At 53.4% G+C, this 16,037-nt stretch carries 17 protein-coding genes; 10 read left to right on the plus strand and 7 right to left on the minus strand.

Translation table 11 applies throughout. The features are described 5' to 3' along the window. Nucleotides 1-201 precede the first annotated feature (201 nt). Entirely contained in the window at nt 202-1,848 is a 1,647-nt protein-coding gene (locus SynMVIR181_RS07010) for an iron uptake porin (protein ID WP_186588739.1), read from the plus strand. A gap of 124 nt (nt 1,849-1,972) precedes the next feature. Here the strand turns inward: SynMVIR181_RS07010 and SynMVIR181_RS07015 are convergent, their stop codons facing one another. Next, a complete protein-coding gene (locus SynMVIR181_RS07015; protein ID WP_370593830.1) occupies nt 1,973-2,230 on the minus strand; it encodes a hypothetical protein in 258 nt (85 codons plus the stop codon). A gap of 48 nt (nt 2,231-2,278) precedes the next feature. After that, complete coding sequence (locus SynMVIR181_RS07020) at nt 2,279-2,941, minus strand: Fe2+-dependent dioxygenase (RefSeq protein WP_186588740.1); 663 nt, start codon at nt 2,939-2,941, stop codon at nt 2,279-2,281. 107 nt (nt 2,942-3,048) lie between these two features. On the opposite strand from SynMVIR181_RS07020, the gene SynMVIR181_RS07025 reads away from it, so the two are divergent. After that, nucleotides 3,049-4,053: an extracellular solute-binding protein gene (locus SynMVIR181_RS07025; RefSeq protein ID WP_186588741.1), complete on the plus strand. Its 1,005-nt coding sequence runs from the start codon at nt 3,049-3,051 to the stop codon at nt 4,051-4,053. On the opposite strand, the gene SynMVIR181_RS07030 is transcribed toward SynMVIR181_RS07025, so the two are convergent. After that, nucleotides 4,028-5,587: a UbiD family decarboxylase gene (locus SynMVIR181_RS07030; protein WP_186588742.1), complete on the minus strand. Its 1,560-nt coding sequence runs from the start codon at nt 5,585-5,587 to the stop codon at nt 4,028-4,030. The two genes, SynMVIR181_RS07025 and SynMVIR181_RS07030, sit on opposite strands and share 26 nt — an antisense overlap. A 65-nt stretch (nt 5,588-5,652) precedes the next feature. Here SynMVIR181_RS07030 and SynMVIR181_RS07035 point away from each other — a divergent pair, with 65 nt between their 5' ends. From SynMVIR181_RS07035 to sds, 5 genes are read left to right on the plus strand one after another with little or no spacing between them, the layout of a single operon-like run. Beyond that, nucleotides 5,653-6,393: a 2-phosphosulfolactate phosphatase family protein gene (locus SynMVIR181_RS07035; RefSeq protein WP_186588743.1), complete on the plus strand. Its 741-nt coding sequence runs from the start codon at nt 5,653-5,655 to the stop codon at nt 6,391-6,393. A gap of 47 nt (nt 6,394-6,440) precedes the next feature. Beyond that, nucleotides 6,441-7,262, plus strand: coding sequence for a carbon-nitrogen hydrolase family protein (locus SynMVIR181_RS07040; RefSeq protein WP_186588744.1), 822 nt, complete (start codon nt 6,441-6,443; stop codon nt 7,260-7,262). A 5-nt stretch (nt 7,263-7,267) separates the two neighbouring features. Beyond that, complete coding sequence (locus tag SynMVIR181_RS07045; protein WP_186588745.1) at nt 7,268-8,362, plus strand: N-acetylmuramoyl-L-alanine amidase; 1,095 nt, start codon at nt 7,268-7,270, stop codon at nt 8,360-8,362. Continuing rightward, on the plus strand, nt 8,359-9,150 hold the full coding sequence (gene murI / locus SynMVIR181_RS07050; protein ID WP_186588746.1) for a glutamate racemase: 792 nt from the start codon (nt 8,359-8,361) through the stop codon (nt 9,148-9,150). The genes SynMVIR181_RS07045 and murI overlap by 4 nt, the downstream gene beginning before the upstream one ends. 37 nt (nt 9,151-9,187) lie before the next feature. Continuing rightward, nucleotides 9,188-10,159: a solanesyl diphosphate synthase gene (sds, locus tag SynMVIR181_RS07055; protein ID WP_186588747.1), complete on the plus strand. Its 972-nt coding sequence runs from the start codon at nt 9,188-9,190 to the stop codon at nt 10,157-10,159. On the opposite strand, the gene SynMVIR181_RS07060 is transcribed toward sds, so the two are convergent. Then, nucleotides 10,143-10,814, minus strand: a complete 672-nt coding sequence (locus SynMVIR181_RS07060; protein WP_370593832.1) for an HAD family hydrolase — start codon at nt 10,812-10,814, stop codon at nt 10,143-10,145. The genes sds and SynMVIR181_RS07060 overlap by 17 nt on opposite strands. Before the next feature lie 118 nt (nt 10,815-10,932). Between SynMVIR181_RS07060 and acs the strand changes: the two genes are divergently transcribed. After that, nucleotides 10,933-12,903: an acetate--CoA ligase gene (acs, locus tag SynMVIR181_RS07065; protein WP_186588749.1), complete on the plus strand. Its 1,971-nt coding sequence runs from the start codon at nt 10,933-10,935 to the stop codon at nt 12,901-12,903. A 52-nt stretch (nt 12,904-12,955) separates the two neighbouring features. On the opposite strand, the gene SynMVIR181_RS07070 is transcribed toward acs, so the two are convergent. The 3 genes from SynMVIR181_RS07070 to SynMVIR181_RS07080 are packed head-to-tail and all read right to left on the minus strand — an operon-like array spanning nt 12,956 to nt 14,653. After that, on the minus strand, nt 12,956-13,429 hold the full coding sequence (locus SynMVIR181_RS07070) for a TerB family tellurite resistance protein (protein ID WP_186588750.1): 474 nt from the start codon (nt 13,427-13,429) through the stop codon (nt 12,956-12,958). A gap of 25 nt (nt 13,430-13,454) precedes the next feature. Then, nucleotides 13,455-14,198, minus strand: a complete 744-nt coding sequence (locus SynMVIR181_RS07075; RefSeq protein WP_186588751.1) for a DUF1350 family protein — start codon at nt 14,196-14,198, stop codon at nt 13,455-13,457. Further along, a complete protein-coding gene (locus SynMVIR181_RS07080) occupies nt 14,195-14,653 on the minus strand; it encodes a peroxiredoxin (RefSeq protein ID WP_186588752.1) in 459 nt (152 codons plus the stop codon). Before SynMVIR181_RS07080 ends, SynMVIR181_RS07075 begins: the two co-directional genes overlap by 4 nt. A gap of 84 nt (nt 14,654-14,737) precedes the next feature. Here SynMVIR181_RS07080 and SynMVIR181_RS07085 point away from each other — a divergent pair, with 84 nt between their 5' ends. Further along, entirely contained in the window at nt 14,738-15,529 is a 792-nt protein-coding gene (locus tag SynMVIR181_RS07085; protein ID WP_186588753.1) for a 3'-5' exonuclease, read from the plus strand. A 112-nt stretch (nt 15,530-15,641) separates the two neighbouring features. Next, nucleotides 15,642-15,944 carry a hypothetical protein gene (locus tag SynMVIR181_RS07090; protein WP_186522872.1) on the plus strand — a complete coding sequence of 101 codons (303 nt, stop codon included), beginning with the start codon at nt 15,642-15,644 and terminating at the stop codon, nt 15,942-15,944. The last annotated feature ends 93 nt before the right edge of the window (nt 15,945-16,037 follow it).

Raw genomic sequence — 16,037 nt, forward strand, 5'->3', positions numbered from 1 at the left:
CGAGTTAATTTCGAGGCCATTGTCTAGCGACAAAAACAGAATTGAATTCGCTTGTATCAAATGACGTGCATCAATGTGCCTTATGTAAAAAAGAATTGTGCTATACAAGGGGACTAAAGTGTCTTATTTACGTCGCAACTTCGGCAAAGAGCAATTAAATTTGCGTCGACGCATTTTGCGTCATCTTGTGTGAGGATCAATTTGAAACTTTTCCATCAACTGCTGGTGGCCCCAGCTGCCCTGGGCCTTTTGGCACCTGTGGCTGCTAACGCCACTGAGCTGAACATCAACGGTGTTTCTGACTACGCCGCTACAGGCGAGCAAGTCACCAGCATCACTCAGTTTTCAGACGTCTACCCAACCGACTGGGCTTATCAGGCACTTAGCAACCTGATCGAGCGCTACGGCTGTGTTGCCGGTTACCCCAACGGCACCTACCGCGGTAACAGGGCCATGACCCGCTTTGAAGCGGCTGCTCTGCTTAACGCCTGCCTCGACCGCGTCACTGAAGTGACCGACGAGCTCAAGCGCCTGATGAAAGAGTTCGAAAAGGAACTCGCCATCCTCAAGGGCCGTGTTGACGGACTTGAAGCCCGCGTTGGCGAACTGGAAGCCACTCAGTTCTCCACCACCACCAAGCTCAGCGGCAAGGCCGAAATGACCATCGGTGCCACCTCATACGGAGGGGACGAAACCGATGAGCTTTACGACGAAGACGGCAATTATTTAGGAGACACGGCTACAACTTTCTCGTATCGCACCACTCTGAATCTTAATACAAGCTTCACCGGGAAGGATCTGCTCTACACACGCTTGAGAACAGGTAACTTCAACGAGAACGCTTTCTCAGGAAATGGCTACACCGGTAAGCAAACGCAAATCGAAGCTTCCAAAAGCAGCGCTAACAGCCTGAAAGTTGACAAGCTTTGGTATCAGTTCCCACTTGGTAATGATTTCCAAGTGTTTGGTGGTCCTCTAATCGAAAACTACTACATGCTTGCCGCCACACCTGGCGTCTACAAGCATGTACTTAAACAGTTCAAGCTCGGTGGTTACTACGGTGCCTATGGCGCAAGTACCTCACCAGGTTTTGGTATCAACTGGATCAGCAACAGAAATGCTGATTACAGCGATCCAAAGCTTAAATTAAGCGCTAACTATGTATCCAAAAATGGAATGGTTAGCCAGACCAGAGATCAATTCGATTCTGATGGTGAGAAAATTTCCAGCGGCGGCGGCTTTGGAACAGAAAATGGTAAGGGCAAATTCCTGAGCCAAATTGCTTATGGAACACCTTCATGGCAAGTTTCTGCAGCATATGCTTATTCACAAAAAGGTATGACTGTTGGCGGTGCTGGAACACCTCTTGGTGCGTCAACTAAGGGGTACTCTGATGCTAATCAGTTCAACCTGAATGCTTATTATCAGCCTCTCGATAGTGGCTGGATCCCAAGCATCAGTGTTGGTTGGAGTCTCTCAAGTTATAACCTTCCCGATGGGACTGCTGATGGAACACGTAGCCAAACACAAGGTTGGCTTGTTGGTTTGAACTGGCAGGATGCATTCATGCGCGGTAACCGCTTAGGTTTTGCTGTTGGTCAACCTCAGTTTGTAACTGCAATCAAGGGACAAGGTAAGAACGACACCGGGTATGCAGACGATGGCAACTATGCCTTCGAATTGTATTATGACTTCCAGGTCACCGATAACATCACCGTGACTCCTGCATTGTTCTATCTGAGCCGTCCTTTTGGACAAAGGACTGGTGAAAGTGGAGAGTACGGCGGCACTGGTGCTGACACCTTCAGCACTCTTGGTGGTCTTGTCCTGACTACATTTAAGTTCTAAAGCTTAAATCCAATCGGGTTAATCAATAAGTAGGAGGGTACATCCCTCCTTTTTTTTGCCATAAGTTGCCATTAAGAAAGGAGGGACTGATAAGTCCCTCCAAAAAACCGTCAAAGACTCTGTATTACCAGCAATTCTCACCCTCTCCAATGGGAATACAAATATCCTGCTCCGCTGCTTTTTTAGCTGCAGCCTTGGCATCAGCATCTTTCTTAGCTGCAGCATCGAGATCTTGATCTGTCGACCATTCTTGAAGGCCACCCGTCGGTGCTTGATCAGCTTGAACAGGGTCCACTATGGCTAGCTGACCTGACAATGCAGCTGCACTAGCAAGAAATATTGAAAGAGCAGTTGTCTTTTTCATGAAATTTTGAGCATACAACCTAGCTTAGTGACAACAGCGAAAGAGGCCGCATCTTTTTATACATGCCTAATGACCTAAACGGCGCAACAGATTTGTATAAGCCAAAAAGATCAAATCAAGTTCATCACTACGACCGTGCTTTGCCAAAATTGCTCGCGCACCACTTTCTAGTTGAAACAAACAAAGACGATCATTTTCACCTTTAACATAGCTCTCAATCCAACCCACACAAACAGTACGAACACCACTCATTACAGTACAAACGCGATGCAACGATGTGCTGGGATAGATCACAATTTCTCCCTGCTTCAGCTTGATAGGAAAAGACTCAGAAATACTATCGATTTCCAATTCACCACCCTCATATCTTGTCTCATCAGTTAAAGATAGAGTAAAAGACAAATCACTTCTTCCACTGCTCATATAGGCATTGTCAACATGCGTTTCATACCCACCATCCTTTTCTGTTTTAGAAATTAAGAATCGGTGGAGCTTGCGCGGAAGGCAAAATCCCTTCACGACGGGATGATTCCACATGGCACGTTCTACGAGCTCATGAATCTCTTCTCGCAATGGAGACTCATCGTTAAGTTGTGAATTTCGTTTCCCCCCCTTAGCGTGAGCACCAGCGGTCAGCGAACCATCCTGCCATTCCGCTTCATGAGCAAGTCTCTCAAGCAAGCGTTCGCAGGTTATTGAGTCCAGTATTTGCAATTGCAAGTGATTCATTGTTCAACCCTTGTATCTCTGAAAAAATCGACGAAGCGTAGCCCTGTGACAAATGATTCATTTGCGTCCCAACAGGCTTCTATAATAAAAGAAAATGCTTTATTGAGATGAAACCTTTTTTGTTTCTCACATCTCTTTTGCCTCTAGCACTATTTGCGCCAGCTTTTGCGGCAGAAGAAGTCAGAGTGTACTCAGGTCGTCATTACAATACTGACCGTCAAGTTTACAAAAAGTTTTCAGATCAAACCGGAATCAAAGTTCGCCTAGTTGAAGCCTCAGGGATTTCATTGGTTCAGAGATTAAAGAGCGAAGGTAAGAATACAAAAGCTGATGTCATTATCTTAGTTGATGCTGCACGCATCAATAATGCAGCCAATGCAGGACTCTTTGGCAATATTCAATCCTCATCTTTGGATCAATCTGTACCATCTCGCTATCGCGATCCTAAGAAAAGGTGGTTTGGCTTAACCCGACGCGTACGCGCGATTATTGTTAATCCAGCACTCGTTTCTCCATCCTCAGTCACGTCATATTCACAACTAGCGAGCCCAGCCCTAAAGGGGAAAGTTTGTCTTAGAAAGAGAAAAAATGTCTACAATCAATCACTTGTTGCCGATCAACTAGCACTAAAGGGAACAGCCAAGGTTAAAACCTGGCTGAAAGGTCTTACGAACAATGTTCGTCAACCCTATTTTGGTGGTGATATCGGGCTCATTCGGGCTGTTGCCCAAGGCCAGTGTGGCGTCGGAGTTGTGAATCACTACTATTTAGCGCGCATGAGAGCGGGAGTCAACGGAAAAAAAGATCAGCAATTTGCTAACAAAGTAAAAATCGTGATGCCTAAACCTGCTCATGTCAACATTAGTGCTGCAGCAGTTTCACGTTATTCTAAGAACAAGAAAAATGCAGTTAAATTGATCGAATATCTCTCATCCCCTCAGGGAAGCGCTGGACTTGCAGGGCCAACCTATGAGTTCCCCTTAAAAGGAGTTGGCGGCTCAACCTACCTCAAAGGAATGACGAAATTCACTCCTGATCGCGTTACTATTTCGCAACTGAGTCGCTACAACAAAGAAGCGATTCGTCTTATGACCGAGGCTGGATGGAAATAAGCTTGTCTAAGACATAACCAAAGAGTGCAGGATCTGGTTCAGCATCTTCCAGATCTGACAAGCCAAGCTCCTCGAGCCGGTCAGTAACTTTTTGCTCTAAATCTGCTGGACGGCTCAGTGGCTCACCCCACTCATGATTTTTTTCTGGTCCAATTTTGGTCGTAGCATCAATGGCCATCCTTCCACCCAGGCCCAGTTGTTCGCTAGCAAAGTCAAGGGTGTCAAAGGGTGTATTTTCTAAGACAAATAGATCCCGTTGTGGATCAACTTGTGCTGCAATAGCCCAGACAACCTGACGTGGATCACGCACATTGATGTGCTTGTCAACAACAACAACGAACTTCGTATAAGTAAACTGGGGAAGCGCACTCCAGAAAGCCATTGCAGCTCTCTTTGCCTGGCCAGGATAGGCTTTGTCAATCGAAATAACTGCTAATTTATAACTTAGCGCCTCCATTGGCAAAAAGAAATCTTTGATTTCTGGAATTTGTTGACGCAGTATTGGCGTATAAATTCTGTTTAAAGCAATGGCCAACATCGCTTCTTCTTTCGGTGGCCGGCCACTGAACGTGGTGAGAAAGATCGGCGACCGCCGTTGCGTCATGCAGTGGAAACGCACCAAAGGTGAATCTTCCACACCACCGTAAAAACCCATGTGGTCGCCAAACGGACCGTCCGGGCCTACCTCTCCAGGGGTGATCGTTCCCTCTAACACCACCTCACTGCAACTTGGTACCTGCAGATCAATTGTTTTGCAAGGGGTGAGACGCACGCCCTCCCCTGCATAAATTCCCGCAAACAGCCATTCACTGAGTTGCACAGGGATTGGTGTTGCTGCTGCCATCACAAGCAAAGGGTGAACACCAATAGCGATGGCGACCTCCAGCTTTTTGCCCATTGCCGCCGCCTTACGTAAATGACGAGCACCTCCACGAACGCTCAACCAATGCACGGTCATGGTGTTGACCGATTGACGCTGCAACCGATAGACCCCCACGTTTGGGACTCCGGTTTCAGGATCTTTCGTGATCACAAGACCCAGCGTGATCACACCACCGGCATCACCCGGCCAAGGCCTGATCAGCGGGATTTGATCAAGATTGACGTCATCTCCCAAAAAGATCTGCTGACGGCAGGGAGGGACAAGATCGCGGTCTGGTCGTGCCTTCACCAAATCCCAAAACACCCTTGCAAATTGCTTGGTCTCCTTGAGGTCTTTTGGAGGCCTTGGTTGCTGCAGGATGGCGAGTCTGGATCCAAGCTCCTCGAGCTGTTCAGCCCGCTCCAAACCCATGCTCCAAACCACACGCTCCACAGTGCCGAGCGTGTTGACGGCTACGGGCATGCTGGAGCCAATCACGTTCTCAAACAGCAGGGCTGGTCCACCAGCAGCAAGAACCCGATCAGCAATGGCTGCAAGCTCAAGATCTGGATCAACTGGCGCCGTAATCCGCCGCAGCTGACCGCGCTCTTCCAGCAGCTTGAGGAAGTCCCGCAAATCTCTCGTTCCAGGGCCGGGTCCAATCAAAGCCATGGAGTCGAAAGGGTGATCAGGAAGCAATCTGGTTACTGTGACGCACGCTGATCGAGATCGTGGCCATGAAGGTTTCCTATTTCCACGTTGCTGGTGACGTGCCAGACACCATCAACGGTTCAGACGGTCCTGACGCCGCTGTTGTCATCGATGTCCTGCGCGCCACCACCACCATTGCCTGGGCCTTGCACAACGGAGCGGAAGCCGTTCAAACCTTTGCTGATCTCGATGAACTTCGAGCGGAAGCCAATGCTTGGCCCGAGGCAAAGCGTCTGCTGGTGGGCGAGAGGGGAGGTTCCAAGCTGGATGGATTTGATCTCGGCAATTCCCCCGTTTCCGTTGTCCCCGAGACCGTGAAGGGCAAACGCCTCTTTATGAGCACCACCAATGGCACCCGCTCCTTGCACCGGGTTCGAGAGGTGGCCTGTGTGCTCACGGCGGCTTTACCAAACCGAGAAGCGGTGGCACAACGACTGATCCGCGATCAGCCCCAGCAGGTATGGATGGTGGGAAGCGGCTGGGAAGGGACCTATTCCTTGGAGGATTCGTTGGCAGCCGGCGCCCTCGCCGACTCTCTCCTGGCAGCAGGGGCCACCGTTGCGAACGATGAAATGCAAGCAGCACTTGCGCTGTGGTCCCAATGGAAAGACAACCCGGAAGCCTGTTTACGAATCGCATCCCACGGACAGCGTTTAATTGGCTTGGGTGATCACAACGCGGATTTCCAACGCTGTTCTGGCCTTGATCAGCTGTCGGTGGTGCCCACGCAGGCCGAACCAGGCGTGCTTCGTGCTGTTTCTGGGTAGCCGCACGGCTGTAAGCCAATACCATTTGCGAATCGGATTAAACGCACGTGAGTGACTTTTTGGCTGCGGCCCTACAACTCACCAGTACCACTGACCCTGAAAGCAATTTTGCGGCCGCTGAGGAGCAAATCGATTTAGCGGCGCGTCGTGGCGCCGAGCTCATCGCTTTGCCCGAAAACTTTGCCTTTATGGGTGACGACGCTCAGCGACTCGAGCTGGCACCGGCTTTGTCTGAACAGGCATCTCGCTTTTTGGTCACCATGGCTCGTCGCTATCAGGTCGTGATCCTGGGTGGTGGCTTCCCCGTTCCCGTCGGTGATGGCCAACGCCACTTTCAAAGGTCACAGCTGGTAGGCCGTGACGGTCAAGTGCTGGCTAGTTACGACAAGATCCACCTCTTTGATGTGGACCTCCCAGACGGGAGCTCCTACCGGGAATCAGCGAGCTTCAGCCCGGGGACATCCCCCCCACCCGTCGTGGATGTGCCTGGACTATGTCGTGTGGGGCTGTCCATTTGCTACGACGTGCGCTTTCCTGAGCTCTATCGCCACCTCGTTGGAGCCGGAGCTGAGTTGTTAATGATTCCCGCTGCCTTCACAGCCTTCACAGGGAAGGACCATTGGCAAGTTTTGCTCCAATCACGGGCGATCGAAAACACGGCCTACGTGCTGGCTCCAGCCCAGACAGGCGTGCACTACAAGCGACGACAGAGCCACGGGCATTCACTGGTGGTGGATCCTTGGGGCACGGTGTTGTCCGATGCCGGGGTGGCTCCAGGGGCCGCCATCGCTCCCATTGACCCCAGCCATCTCCAGCGCATTCGCGGGCAGATGCCGAGCCTGCAGCACCGCCAACCCTCGCTGTTCTGAAGGGCATGGCTCCGCTGACCTTCCGCTTCAGTGCGCTCATTCTTGCGGCGGCTGTCCAAGCGTCATCCCTGCTTCTCAGCCTGCCGGCCCAAGCCGCCAGTGCCCTGGCAGCCTGGAAACTCAGTTCTTCAGGGGAGCTCCTGCTGCGCACCGCAGCGGGTGCGCGACTTCAAGCCTTCTTCGAAGCCGGGGATCGCACCCGCGGTCCAAGGGTGTGGATCGATTTTCCAGGTGAGCTCAGTCGATCGAGAAGCCTGCCCGGGTCCGGCCCCGTTCGCGAAATTCGGCTTGGAAAACCGAGCGCAGGTGAAACCCGATTGGTGATCGAGTTTCAGCCAGGGGTCGATCTCGATCCCAGTCAATTGAAATTGATCGGTACTGCTTCCAATCGCTGGAAGCTCAGCTTTCAAGGGCTTTCCACCACAGGGTTAAGGCCGATCGGGGAAGGAGATCTCAACCGTGCATCCTCGGGGTCCTGGGCGGGTGGCCTGCGCATCCAACCCAGCAAAACTCCAGTGAATGCGGCGGGCTTACCCACCGTGACGCGAGGAAAATACCGCGTTGTTATCGACCCAGGCCATGGTGGTCCCGATCCGGGCGCTGTGGGAATCCGAGGGATCAGGGAAAGTGAAATCGTTCTCGATATCTCCCTTCAAGTCGCTCGATTGCTGGAAGCCAAGGGGGTCCAGGTGATCATGACGCGAACAGCTGAAGTGGATGTCGATCTTCCGCCTCGGGTTTCAATTGCCAATCGGGCTGGTGCGGATGCTTTCGTCAGCACTCATGCCAATGCACTAAGCATGGCCAGGCCTGATGTAAACGGTATCGAGACGTTTTTTTACTCCGACCGTCGTTCCGCCCGCTTAGCCGCTCACCTTCAGCAGCAAATGCTAAATGTGTCCCCCGGCAGCCCGAATCGAGGTGTTAAGCGAGGTCGATTTTTTGTGATTAGGCGCACCACAATGCCAGCAGCTCTCGTGGAGATGGGATTCGTCACTGGCAACATTGATTCTCCGCGCCTGGCCACCTCGTCCCATCGTCAGAGGCTGGCTTTAGCCCTTGCCACCGGCATTCTTGATTTTCTGAAAGGAGTGCGTTGACCATTCGTCTCGGACTGTTTGACAGCGGCATTGGCGGGCTCACCGTCCTGCGCAGAATCCTCGAGCGTCACGGTGCGGTACCCGTGACCTACCTAGGCGACACCGCCCGTGTTCCTTACGGCAGTCGCTCTCCTTCAGAAATTCGTTCGATTGCGGCTGAGGTTGTGGCTTGGTTGCGAGCCCAGAAGGTCTCCACCGTCGTCATGGCTTGCAACACCACCAATGCTCTCGCCAGGGACGTCACCGAAGGACAAGCCGGCGTTCCGGTTGTAGGGCTGATTGGAGCTGCCGCTGCGTTGGTGAAAGAATCCCGCGTTGGTGTTCTTGCCACTCCTGCAACAGTTGCCTCTGGCGCCTACCGGGAGAGCATCGAAGCGCTCCATCCCGGCACCTTGGTGGTTCAACAGGCCTGTCCAGACTTTGTTCCGCTGATCGAATCCGGAGATCTCCGTTCTGATGAACTTCGTGAAGCAGCCATTCGATATTTACAACCCCTGCTTGAAGCCTCGGTCGATTCGGTGGTGCTTGGTTGCACCCATTACCCGCTGCTAGTGCCACTCCTTGCGAACTTATTGCCTCCTCACATGCGTCTGATCGACCCGGCTGTCGCCGTCGCAACCCAACTCGATGCCTTTTTGGGCCAACCGTTACCCGGAAGCCAAAATCAGCCGGTATCACTGGAAGCCACCCACATTTGCGTGACGAAAGATGCCCAAGGCTTTGCGGAGAGAGCCACGGCTTGGCTGGGCCAAAGGCCTTGCGTTGATCTCGTGAATCTGCAGCCATAGGTCTGCGTTTCCTAGGATCTCAGCACCGAGGGGATTCATGGCCACCGTCACCGAGTTGCTGCAGCCGGTCGAGGCGGATCTTGAGATCCTGCTAAGCGACCTTCGCAGCCTGATAGGAGCCGGTCACCCGATTCTCCAAGCAGCTGCTGAACACCTCTTCAGTGCAGGTGGGAAGCGACTCAGGCCTGGAATTGTCTTACTGATTTCAAGGGCGCTTTCAGCAGACGGAGAGTTGAGTTCACGGCATCGACGCCTGGCTGAGATCACTGAGATGATCCACACCGCATCGCTTGTCCACGACGATGTTGTTGATGAAGCGTCAACACGACGGGGCGTTGAGACCGTTCACAGCCGTTTTAATTACAGAGTTGCCGTTCTCGCCGGTGACTTTTTGTTTGCTCAAGCGAGTTGGCACCTCGCAAATCTCGACAATCTCGATGTCGTGAAATTGCTTAGTCGCGTGATCATGGATCTCGCCGATGGAGAAGTTAAACAAGGCTTGTTTCGCTTCGATACAGGCCAATCATTCGAGACCTATTTCGAAAAGAGTTACTGCAAAACCGCATCTTTAATTGCCAATAGTGCAAAAGCAGCAGGTGTTTTAAGCGACTTGTCAGAGCCACAACTTGAATCGCTTTATCACTACGGCCGTCAGCTCGGCTTGGCTTTCCAAGTTGTCGATGACATCCTTGACTTCACTGGCAGTGATCAACAGCTCGGAAAACCGGCAGCTAGTGATCTATCCAGTGGCTACCTCACAGCTCCTGCTCTCTACGCCCTTGAGGAGCGCCCTGCTCTGTCGGGTTTGATTGAACGCGAGTTCAGTGGAGAGGGTGACCTTGAAACCGCTTTGGCTTTCGTTCGTGAGTCAGAAGCAATCCCCCGCACCCGCGAACTCGCCAAAACATTCGCTCGAGAAGCAAGAGAATCCTTGGATTGGATGCCCGAATCCCCATCACGCACTGCCTTGCTCGAATTACCAGACTTCGTTCTTAGTCGTTTGTACTAAGGCTGTTCCGGAGTTGTTGCTCCCCTTCGCCCAAGCTGGTGATGAAGGTGAGCTGGGAATGGTGAATTGCAGCGGGTTCGCTGAGCGCATCGACCAACTGCCAGACCCAGCAGCCTGCCTCTAAAGCCGACTGACAGCCAGCCTCGGAATCCTCAAACACCCAACATTCCCCTGGCGACAACCCCAGCCTTTGGGTCGCTAAGACGTAGGGATCAGGAGCTGGTTTTCCCGCACGAAGTTCAGAGTCATCGCCCAACACACGGCTTTGAATTAAATCCAGCCATGGATGACCGGAGATTTTGTAGAGCAGAGACGCCTTTTTACTGCTGGTGACTAGAACCATGGGCAATGTCTTAGAGCTGCAAAATCGGATCAGTTGCTCCGCACCAGGAACGGCTGGAGCCTCAGCCACTAAACGCCTGGCAATCGGCTCCCGCACCTTCAGGAGTTGTTCCGCTGAAACGGACTGCTGCAACCATGAGCACACCAAGTTGGCATTGTCCTCCCGGCGACGTCCCTTGAGTTGTTGCAGTTGCTGACGCGACAAGGATCCGTTGAAGCATGCTGCCGCTTCCTTCCAAGCCTTTGCCTGTAAAGGTTCGGTATCAAGCAGGAGACCATCAAGATCAAACAGGCATGCTTTTGGCGCTGACAAGGATCCTGCCTTTGGCATCGTTGCCGCATCACTCTTCTGTGGATTCTGACAACGCGACTGGTCAGGATGCTGAAAGCATCGATAGTGTTGTCCTGTCAGTGCATTTGAGCAGCAAGCGATGAGTGAGGGTTCCACCATTGAGAGCGTGCTTCAAGAACAGCGTGTCTTTGATCCACCAGCGGACCTCGCCAGGGATGCGCGTATTTCTGGGATGGAGTCTTATCGCGCTCTAGCTGAAGCAGCGAAATCCGATCCAGACACGTTCTGGGGAGAAGCAGCCCGTCGTGAATTGCATTGGTTCGAACCGTTTCACACCGTTCTCGACTGGGACAACCCACCCTTTGCACGCTGGTTTGAAGGGGGAACAACCAACCTCTCCTACAACTGTCTTGACCGTCATCTGAATGGCCCCAAGGCCAACAAGACAGCCCTGATCTGGGAGGGAGAGCCCGGGGATGTGCGCACCTTCACCTACCAAGAGCTGCATGCCGAGGTGTGCCGTGCCGCCAACGCCCTCAAGGCCATCGGAATTGGCAAAGGTGACCTTGTCGCTCTGTACATGCCGATGGTGCCTGAGGCCGCCATCGCGATGCTCGCCTGTGCGCGCATTGGCGCTCCTCACTCTGTGGTGTTTGGTGGGTTCTCTGCAGAAGCCCTGCGTGATCGCCTGATCGACGGTGAAGTGAAAGCGGTGATCACCGCCGATGGCGGTTTCCGCAAGGACAAACCTGTGTCACTTAAGCCGGCTGTAAATGCAGCGCTTGCCGATGGTGCATGCCCAACGGTGCACTCCGTGCTGGTTGTGAAGCGCACCGATCAACCGGTGGAGATGGTGGATGGGAGAGATCAGTGGTGGCATGACCTGGTCGCCAATCAAGAGGATGCATGCGTCGCGGAGCCCATGGCGAGCGAAGACCGCTTGTTTGTGCTTTACACCTCTGGATCAACAGGAAAACCCAAAGGTGTGGTCCACACCACCGCGGGGTACAACCTTTGGGCCCATTTGACCTTTCAATGGATCTTCGACATCCGTGACGACGATGTGTTTTGGTGCACGGCCGATGTGGGCTGGATCACCGGACACAGCTACATCGTCTATGGGCCTCTGTCGAACGGCGCCACCACAGTGATGTACGAGGGAGCTCCTCGACCCTCCAAGCCAGGGGCCTTCTGGGAAATGATCCAGAAGCACAAAGTGAGCATTTTCTACACCGCTCCTACCGCCATTCGCGCCTTTATGAGGAGTGGACGTGCGGTGCCTGATCAGTACGACATGAGCAGCCTGCGCCTGCTCGGCACCGTCGGTGAGCCGATCAACCCTGAAGCCTGGATGTGGTATCGCGATGTGGTGGGCGGTGAACGCTGCCCAATCGTCGACACCTGGTGGCAAACCGAAACCGGTGGCGTAATGATCAGCCCACTCCCTGGAGCGACCCCCACCAAGCCAGGCTCTGCCACCTTGCCCTTACCTGGAATCCAAGCCGACATCATCGATGCCGAAGGCAAGAGCTGCGGACCAAACGAAGGCGGATACCTAGCGGTGCGAGCCCCTTGGCCAGGAATGATGCGCACCGTTCATGGAAATCCGCAGCGGTACCGGGAGAGCTACTGGGAAGCCATTCGCCCTGCAGATGGATCCCACCTCTACTTCGCTGGTGATGGGGCACGCCGGGATACCGACGGATATTTCTGGATCATGGGTCGTGTGGATGACGTGATCAATGTCTCGGGTCATCGTCTTGGCACGATGGAAATCGAGTCGGCCTTGGTGAGCCATCCCGCCGTAGCCGAAGCGGCTGTCGTCGGTCGACCCGATGATCTCAAAGGTGAGGGCATCGTTGCCTTCGTGACGCTGGAACTGGGACGAGAGTCCAACGACGCCCTCGTTGCCGAACTGCGCGCCCATGTCGGCAAGGAGATCGGACCGATCGCCAGGCCCGACGAGATTCGCTGCAGCGATGCGTTGCCAAAAACGCGTAGTGGCAAGATCATGCGCCGGATTCTCCGCGCTCTTGCTGCCGGTGAAGAGGTCACAGGCGATACCAGCACGCTGGAAGACCGCTCCGTTCTTGATCGTCTACGCGGCTAAGTCCAGACATCCGATGCAGCATCAGCGGCGAGGGCTGCTGCATCGGTTGATCTCAAATCATTGGAAAGTCGGGTGGGAGCAGCGCTTGATCGGGCCAGCCATCTTTGCCATAAATGGCATCCAAAATCATGTTGAGAAGAGAGGGTTTCTGCTGAAGCTCCTCTTTGGCAGCCCATTGGATTTCGTTTAATTCCTCATCCGAAACTTGAAGCGCAGCGATTAACTCTCGATAAGCCGTTCGTTCTTTTGCATTGATATCAGCGTTATCGCCTGGATTCCGCGACACACCCGCCACCAAACAAGCCACCCTGACCGCTGTGCATTGATCGGTGTGATTGGTGAGCAATTTGGCGAGCTCAGTCAAACTTTGAGGCTGATTGGGCCTGTAATCAGGAGTGCTCTCCTCGAGATATAAGCGCTCAGGCAAGTCTTTGAGCAAACGATCTTCCTCGTCTGAGATCGTGCCATCACTCAGCGCGATACACCTTGCAATCTGCAGAAGTACTTTTTGTGGGTTGGCGCTCACAACGGTCTAAACAGGGCTTCTTCAATCATCGCTGACGTTCAAGGCCGAGTCCAAGATTGCTAATGGATTCAATCAAGTTGCCGATCACCCTGGCTCTTGATGGATCATCGGCCCAATCTCCCAAGAGCCCTTGTCGAAGTCCAGCACTCGCAGGGGTGAGGTGATCTCCCTTCATAGGAACAAACTGACTTTGGTCGCCGGAGCGCTTGCTGAGCGCCTGCATCAGATCCTGGCTTTGATCGAGCTGATCAGAGCCAAAACGAATCACCAGGTTGTGAGGCTGGAGGTAATAGCGTTCGATCAAGCGCAGTGTTTCCTCAGGTCCAGGGCTGAATTCCGTGACCACACCAAGGCTTGGCGCCAATGTGCCCAGTAGGGGAATCGAGCGTTCAGCGGTGAAGTTGTTGAAGCTCAAGGCGGCCATCGCAAGACTGTTGCGACCTCCATCCGGGGCCAGCAAATGCAACTTGCAGCCCAAGCTGTGACCCACACGCACCGGAACGAGATCCTTACCCAAGCGTTGGTTGAGGACTGAGCGACAGGCGCGTAAAGCCTGCCAAGCTTCTCTGGCCTGCAGCTGATGGTCGAAACCTGGCACATAGCTCCAAGCGTGAACCGCGAGCTGACGGGCAGCCAATCCTTCCAATAGGCGTCGGTAACTGATCTGGGGATTAGTGGCTAAATAGCTCCCACCAATAAATTCAACGAGCCCTTGCGCTGAAGCAGGCCAGAGGCACCAACAGCCCTGTTGTCGCTGCCAGCGGCTCATCCTTTGGACAACTCCTTCACGATCCGTTCCGCTTCACGCACGTGCGCTGGCCCATCGAGCATGTTGTTGAAGATATGGCGAATGGTGCCCTCGGCATCAATCACATAGGTCACCCGTCCTGGAAGCAAGCCAAGAACTTTGGGAACGCCAAAACTTGTACGTAGGCGTTGCCCTTGATCACTGAGGAGAGGAAAGGGCAATTGGTAACGCTGGGCAAATTTTCGATGGCTCACAGCATCGTCGCTACTCACACCCCACACAACAGCACCGAGAGCCTCGAAAGAGGAATAGGTATCGCGGAAGGCACACGCTTCAGCAGTGCAGCCGGGAGTGTCGTCCTTAGGGTAAAAAAACAGCACCAACACCTTGTTTTGCAGCTCATCACGACGACGCAGCACGCCGTCTTGATCTTCGAGGGCAATCTCTGGTGCCCGGTCTCCGATCGTGAGAGCCATAAAGGAAATCAAGAATTGGCGGCACCCTAGGAAGCACCTAGGGCGAGACGGGAGAATGGTTTTAAGAACGAGCGAGCTGGAGTGATGGAGTCAGGCGCTGTTCCTGGTCAATTGAATCTTCTGGGTGAATTCCAGGTTGAAGAGCCGCAACCTTTACCGAAACAAGCAAAGCAAGAGCGCAATACATCGGCAGCGCGCACCCTGCTGATCATTGATACCGAAACCTCTGGCCTCGAACCTGAAGCGCATCACTGCCTTGAGATTGGGGCGATTTTGTTTGATGTCCCAAGCCGGCAGATCCTGGCCCAGATGTCTTGCTTGTTACCCGTTGCGACCAATGCAGCTGAGGCCATCAATCGCATCCCCGCAGCAGTGACGCGCTTGCCGCAACCCTGGAAACCAGGATTGGATTACTTCCAAGAGCTGCTGAACGCTGCTGATCTTTTAGTGGCACACAATGCGGCCTTCGATCGGCAATGGTTTGGCAGGGGCCATCTTCCTGGAACAGATCTGCCCTGGCTCTGCAGCATGGAGGACATGCGTTGGCCGAAAGAAAAACAACTGCGGTCACGCCCTTCCGTCCGAGATTTGGCATTGGCCTACGAGATTCCGGTTTGGGCAGCCCATCGCGCTCTCAGCGATTGCATTTATTTGGCCGAAGTGTTCCGCCGTTGCAGTCAATTGGAACAACTCATTGAACATGGGCGCGAACCCCGTTCCCTCATGCGAGCTCAGGTCTCCTACGACGATCGCCAGCTTGCTCGAGATGCAGGCTTCCGCTGGAATGATCCTGTGAAAGGAGCCTGGACAAGGCGTCTCAGCACCCGTGAAGTGGAAGAACTGCCATTTCCAGTCGTGCAACAAGAGGAAATTTGACGTCAACCACCTGGTTTTGTTTCAGCAATCCGAAGGCAGGTAGGGGATTTTTCACGGAGAAGGTCCGCGGCATCAGGCTGTCAGTACGGTTGTTCTCTACCTTCGTCCCAGCGTGCAGAGACCACTCAGCCACTGCGAATTCAGGACCTTTGACCCCTTACGGCGTCGTTTGAGGCGCTGGCAACAAGCGCGCACTTGGGCGCGTTTAATCCGAGAAGCAGAATCCCTTTGGCACGTGGATGTTCGCGAGTTAAGACGGCTCGGGGCGATTGAACTTTCACAATTGGTGGAGGAGGTTCCTCCCATCCAGCGCACCCGAGTGAACCGCTGGCTCAATCGCTATGCCGTTGCAACGCGTTTGATTTGCACTCAAAACTACAAACCCGACCCCCTCCAAGACAGCCACAGCACATGACCAGACGATTCAGATATGGAGATCCCAAAGATCCTGAGAGGCTGGGGAAACCAAACTGATAACCATTTCTTAATGCTCACTTTAATTGCTTAT

The sequence above is a fragment of the Synechococcus sp. MVIR-18-1 genome (assembly GCF_014279835.1).
Classification (GTDB): domain Bacteria; phylum Cyanobacteriota; class Cyanobacteriia; order PCC-6307; family Cyanobiaceae; genus Synechococcus_C.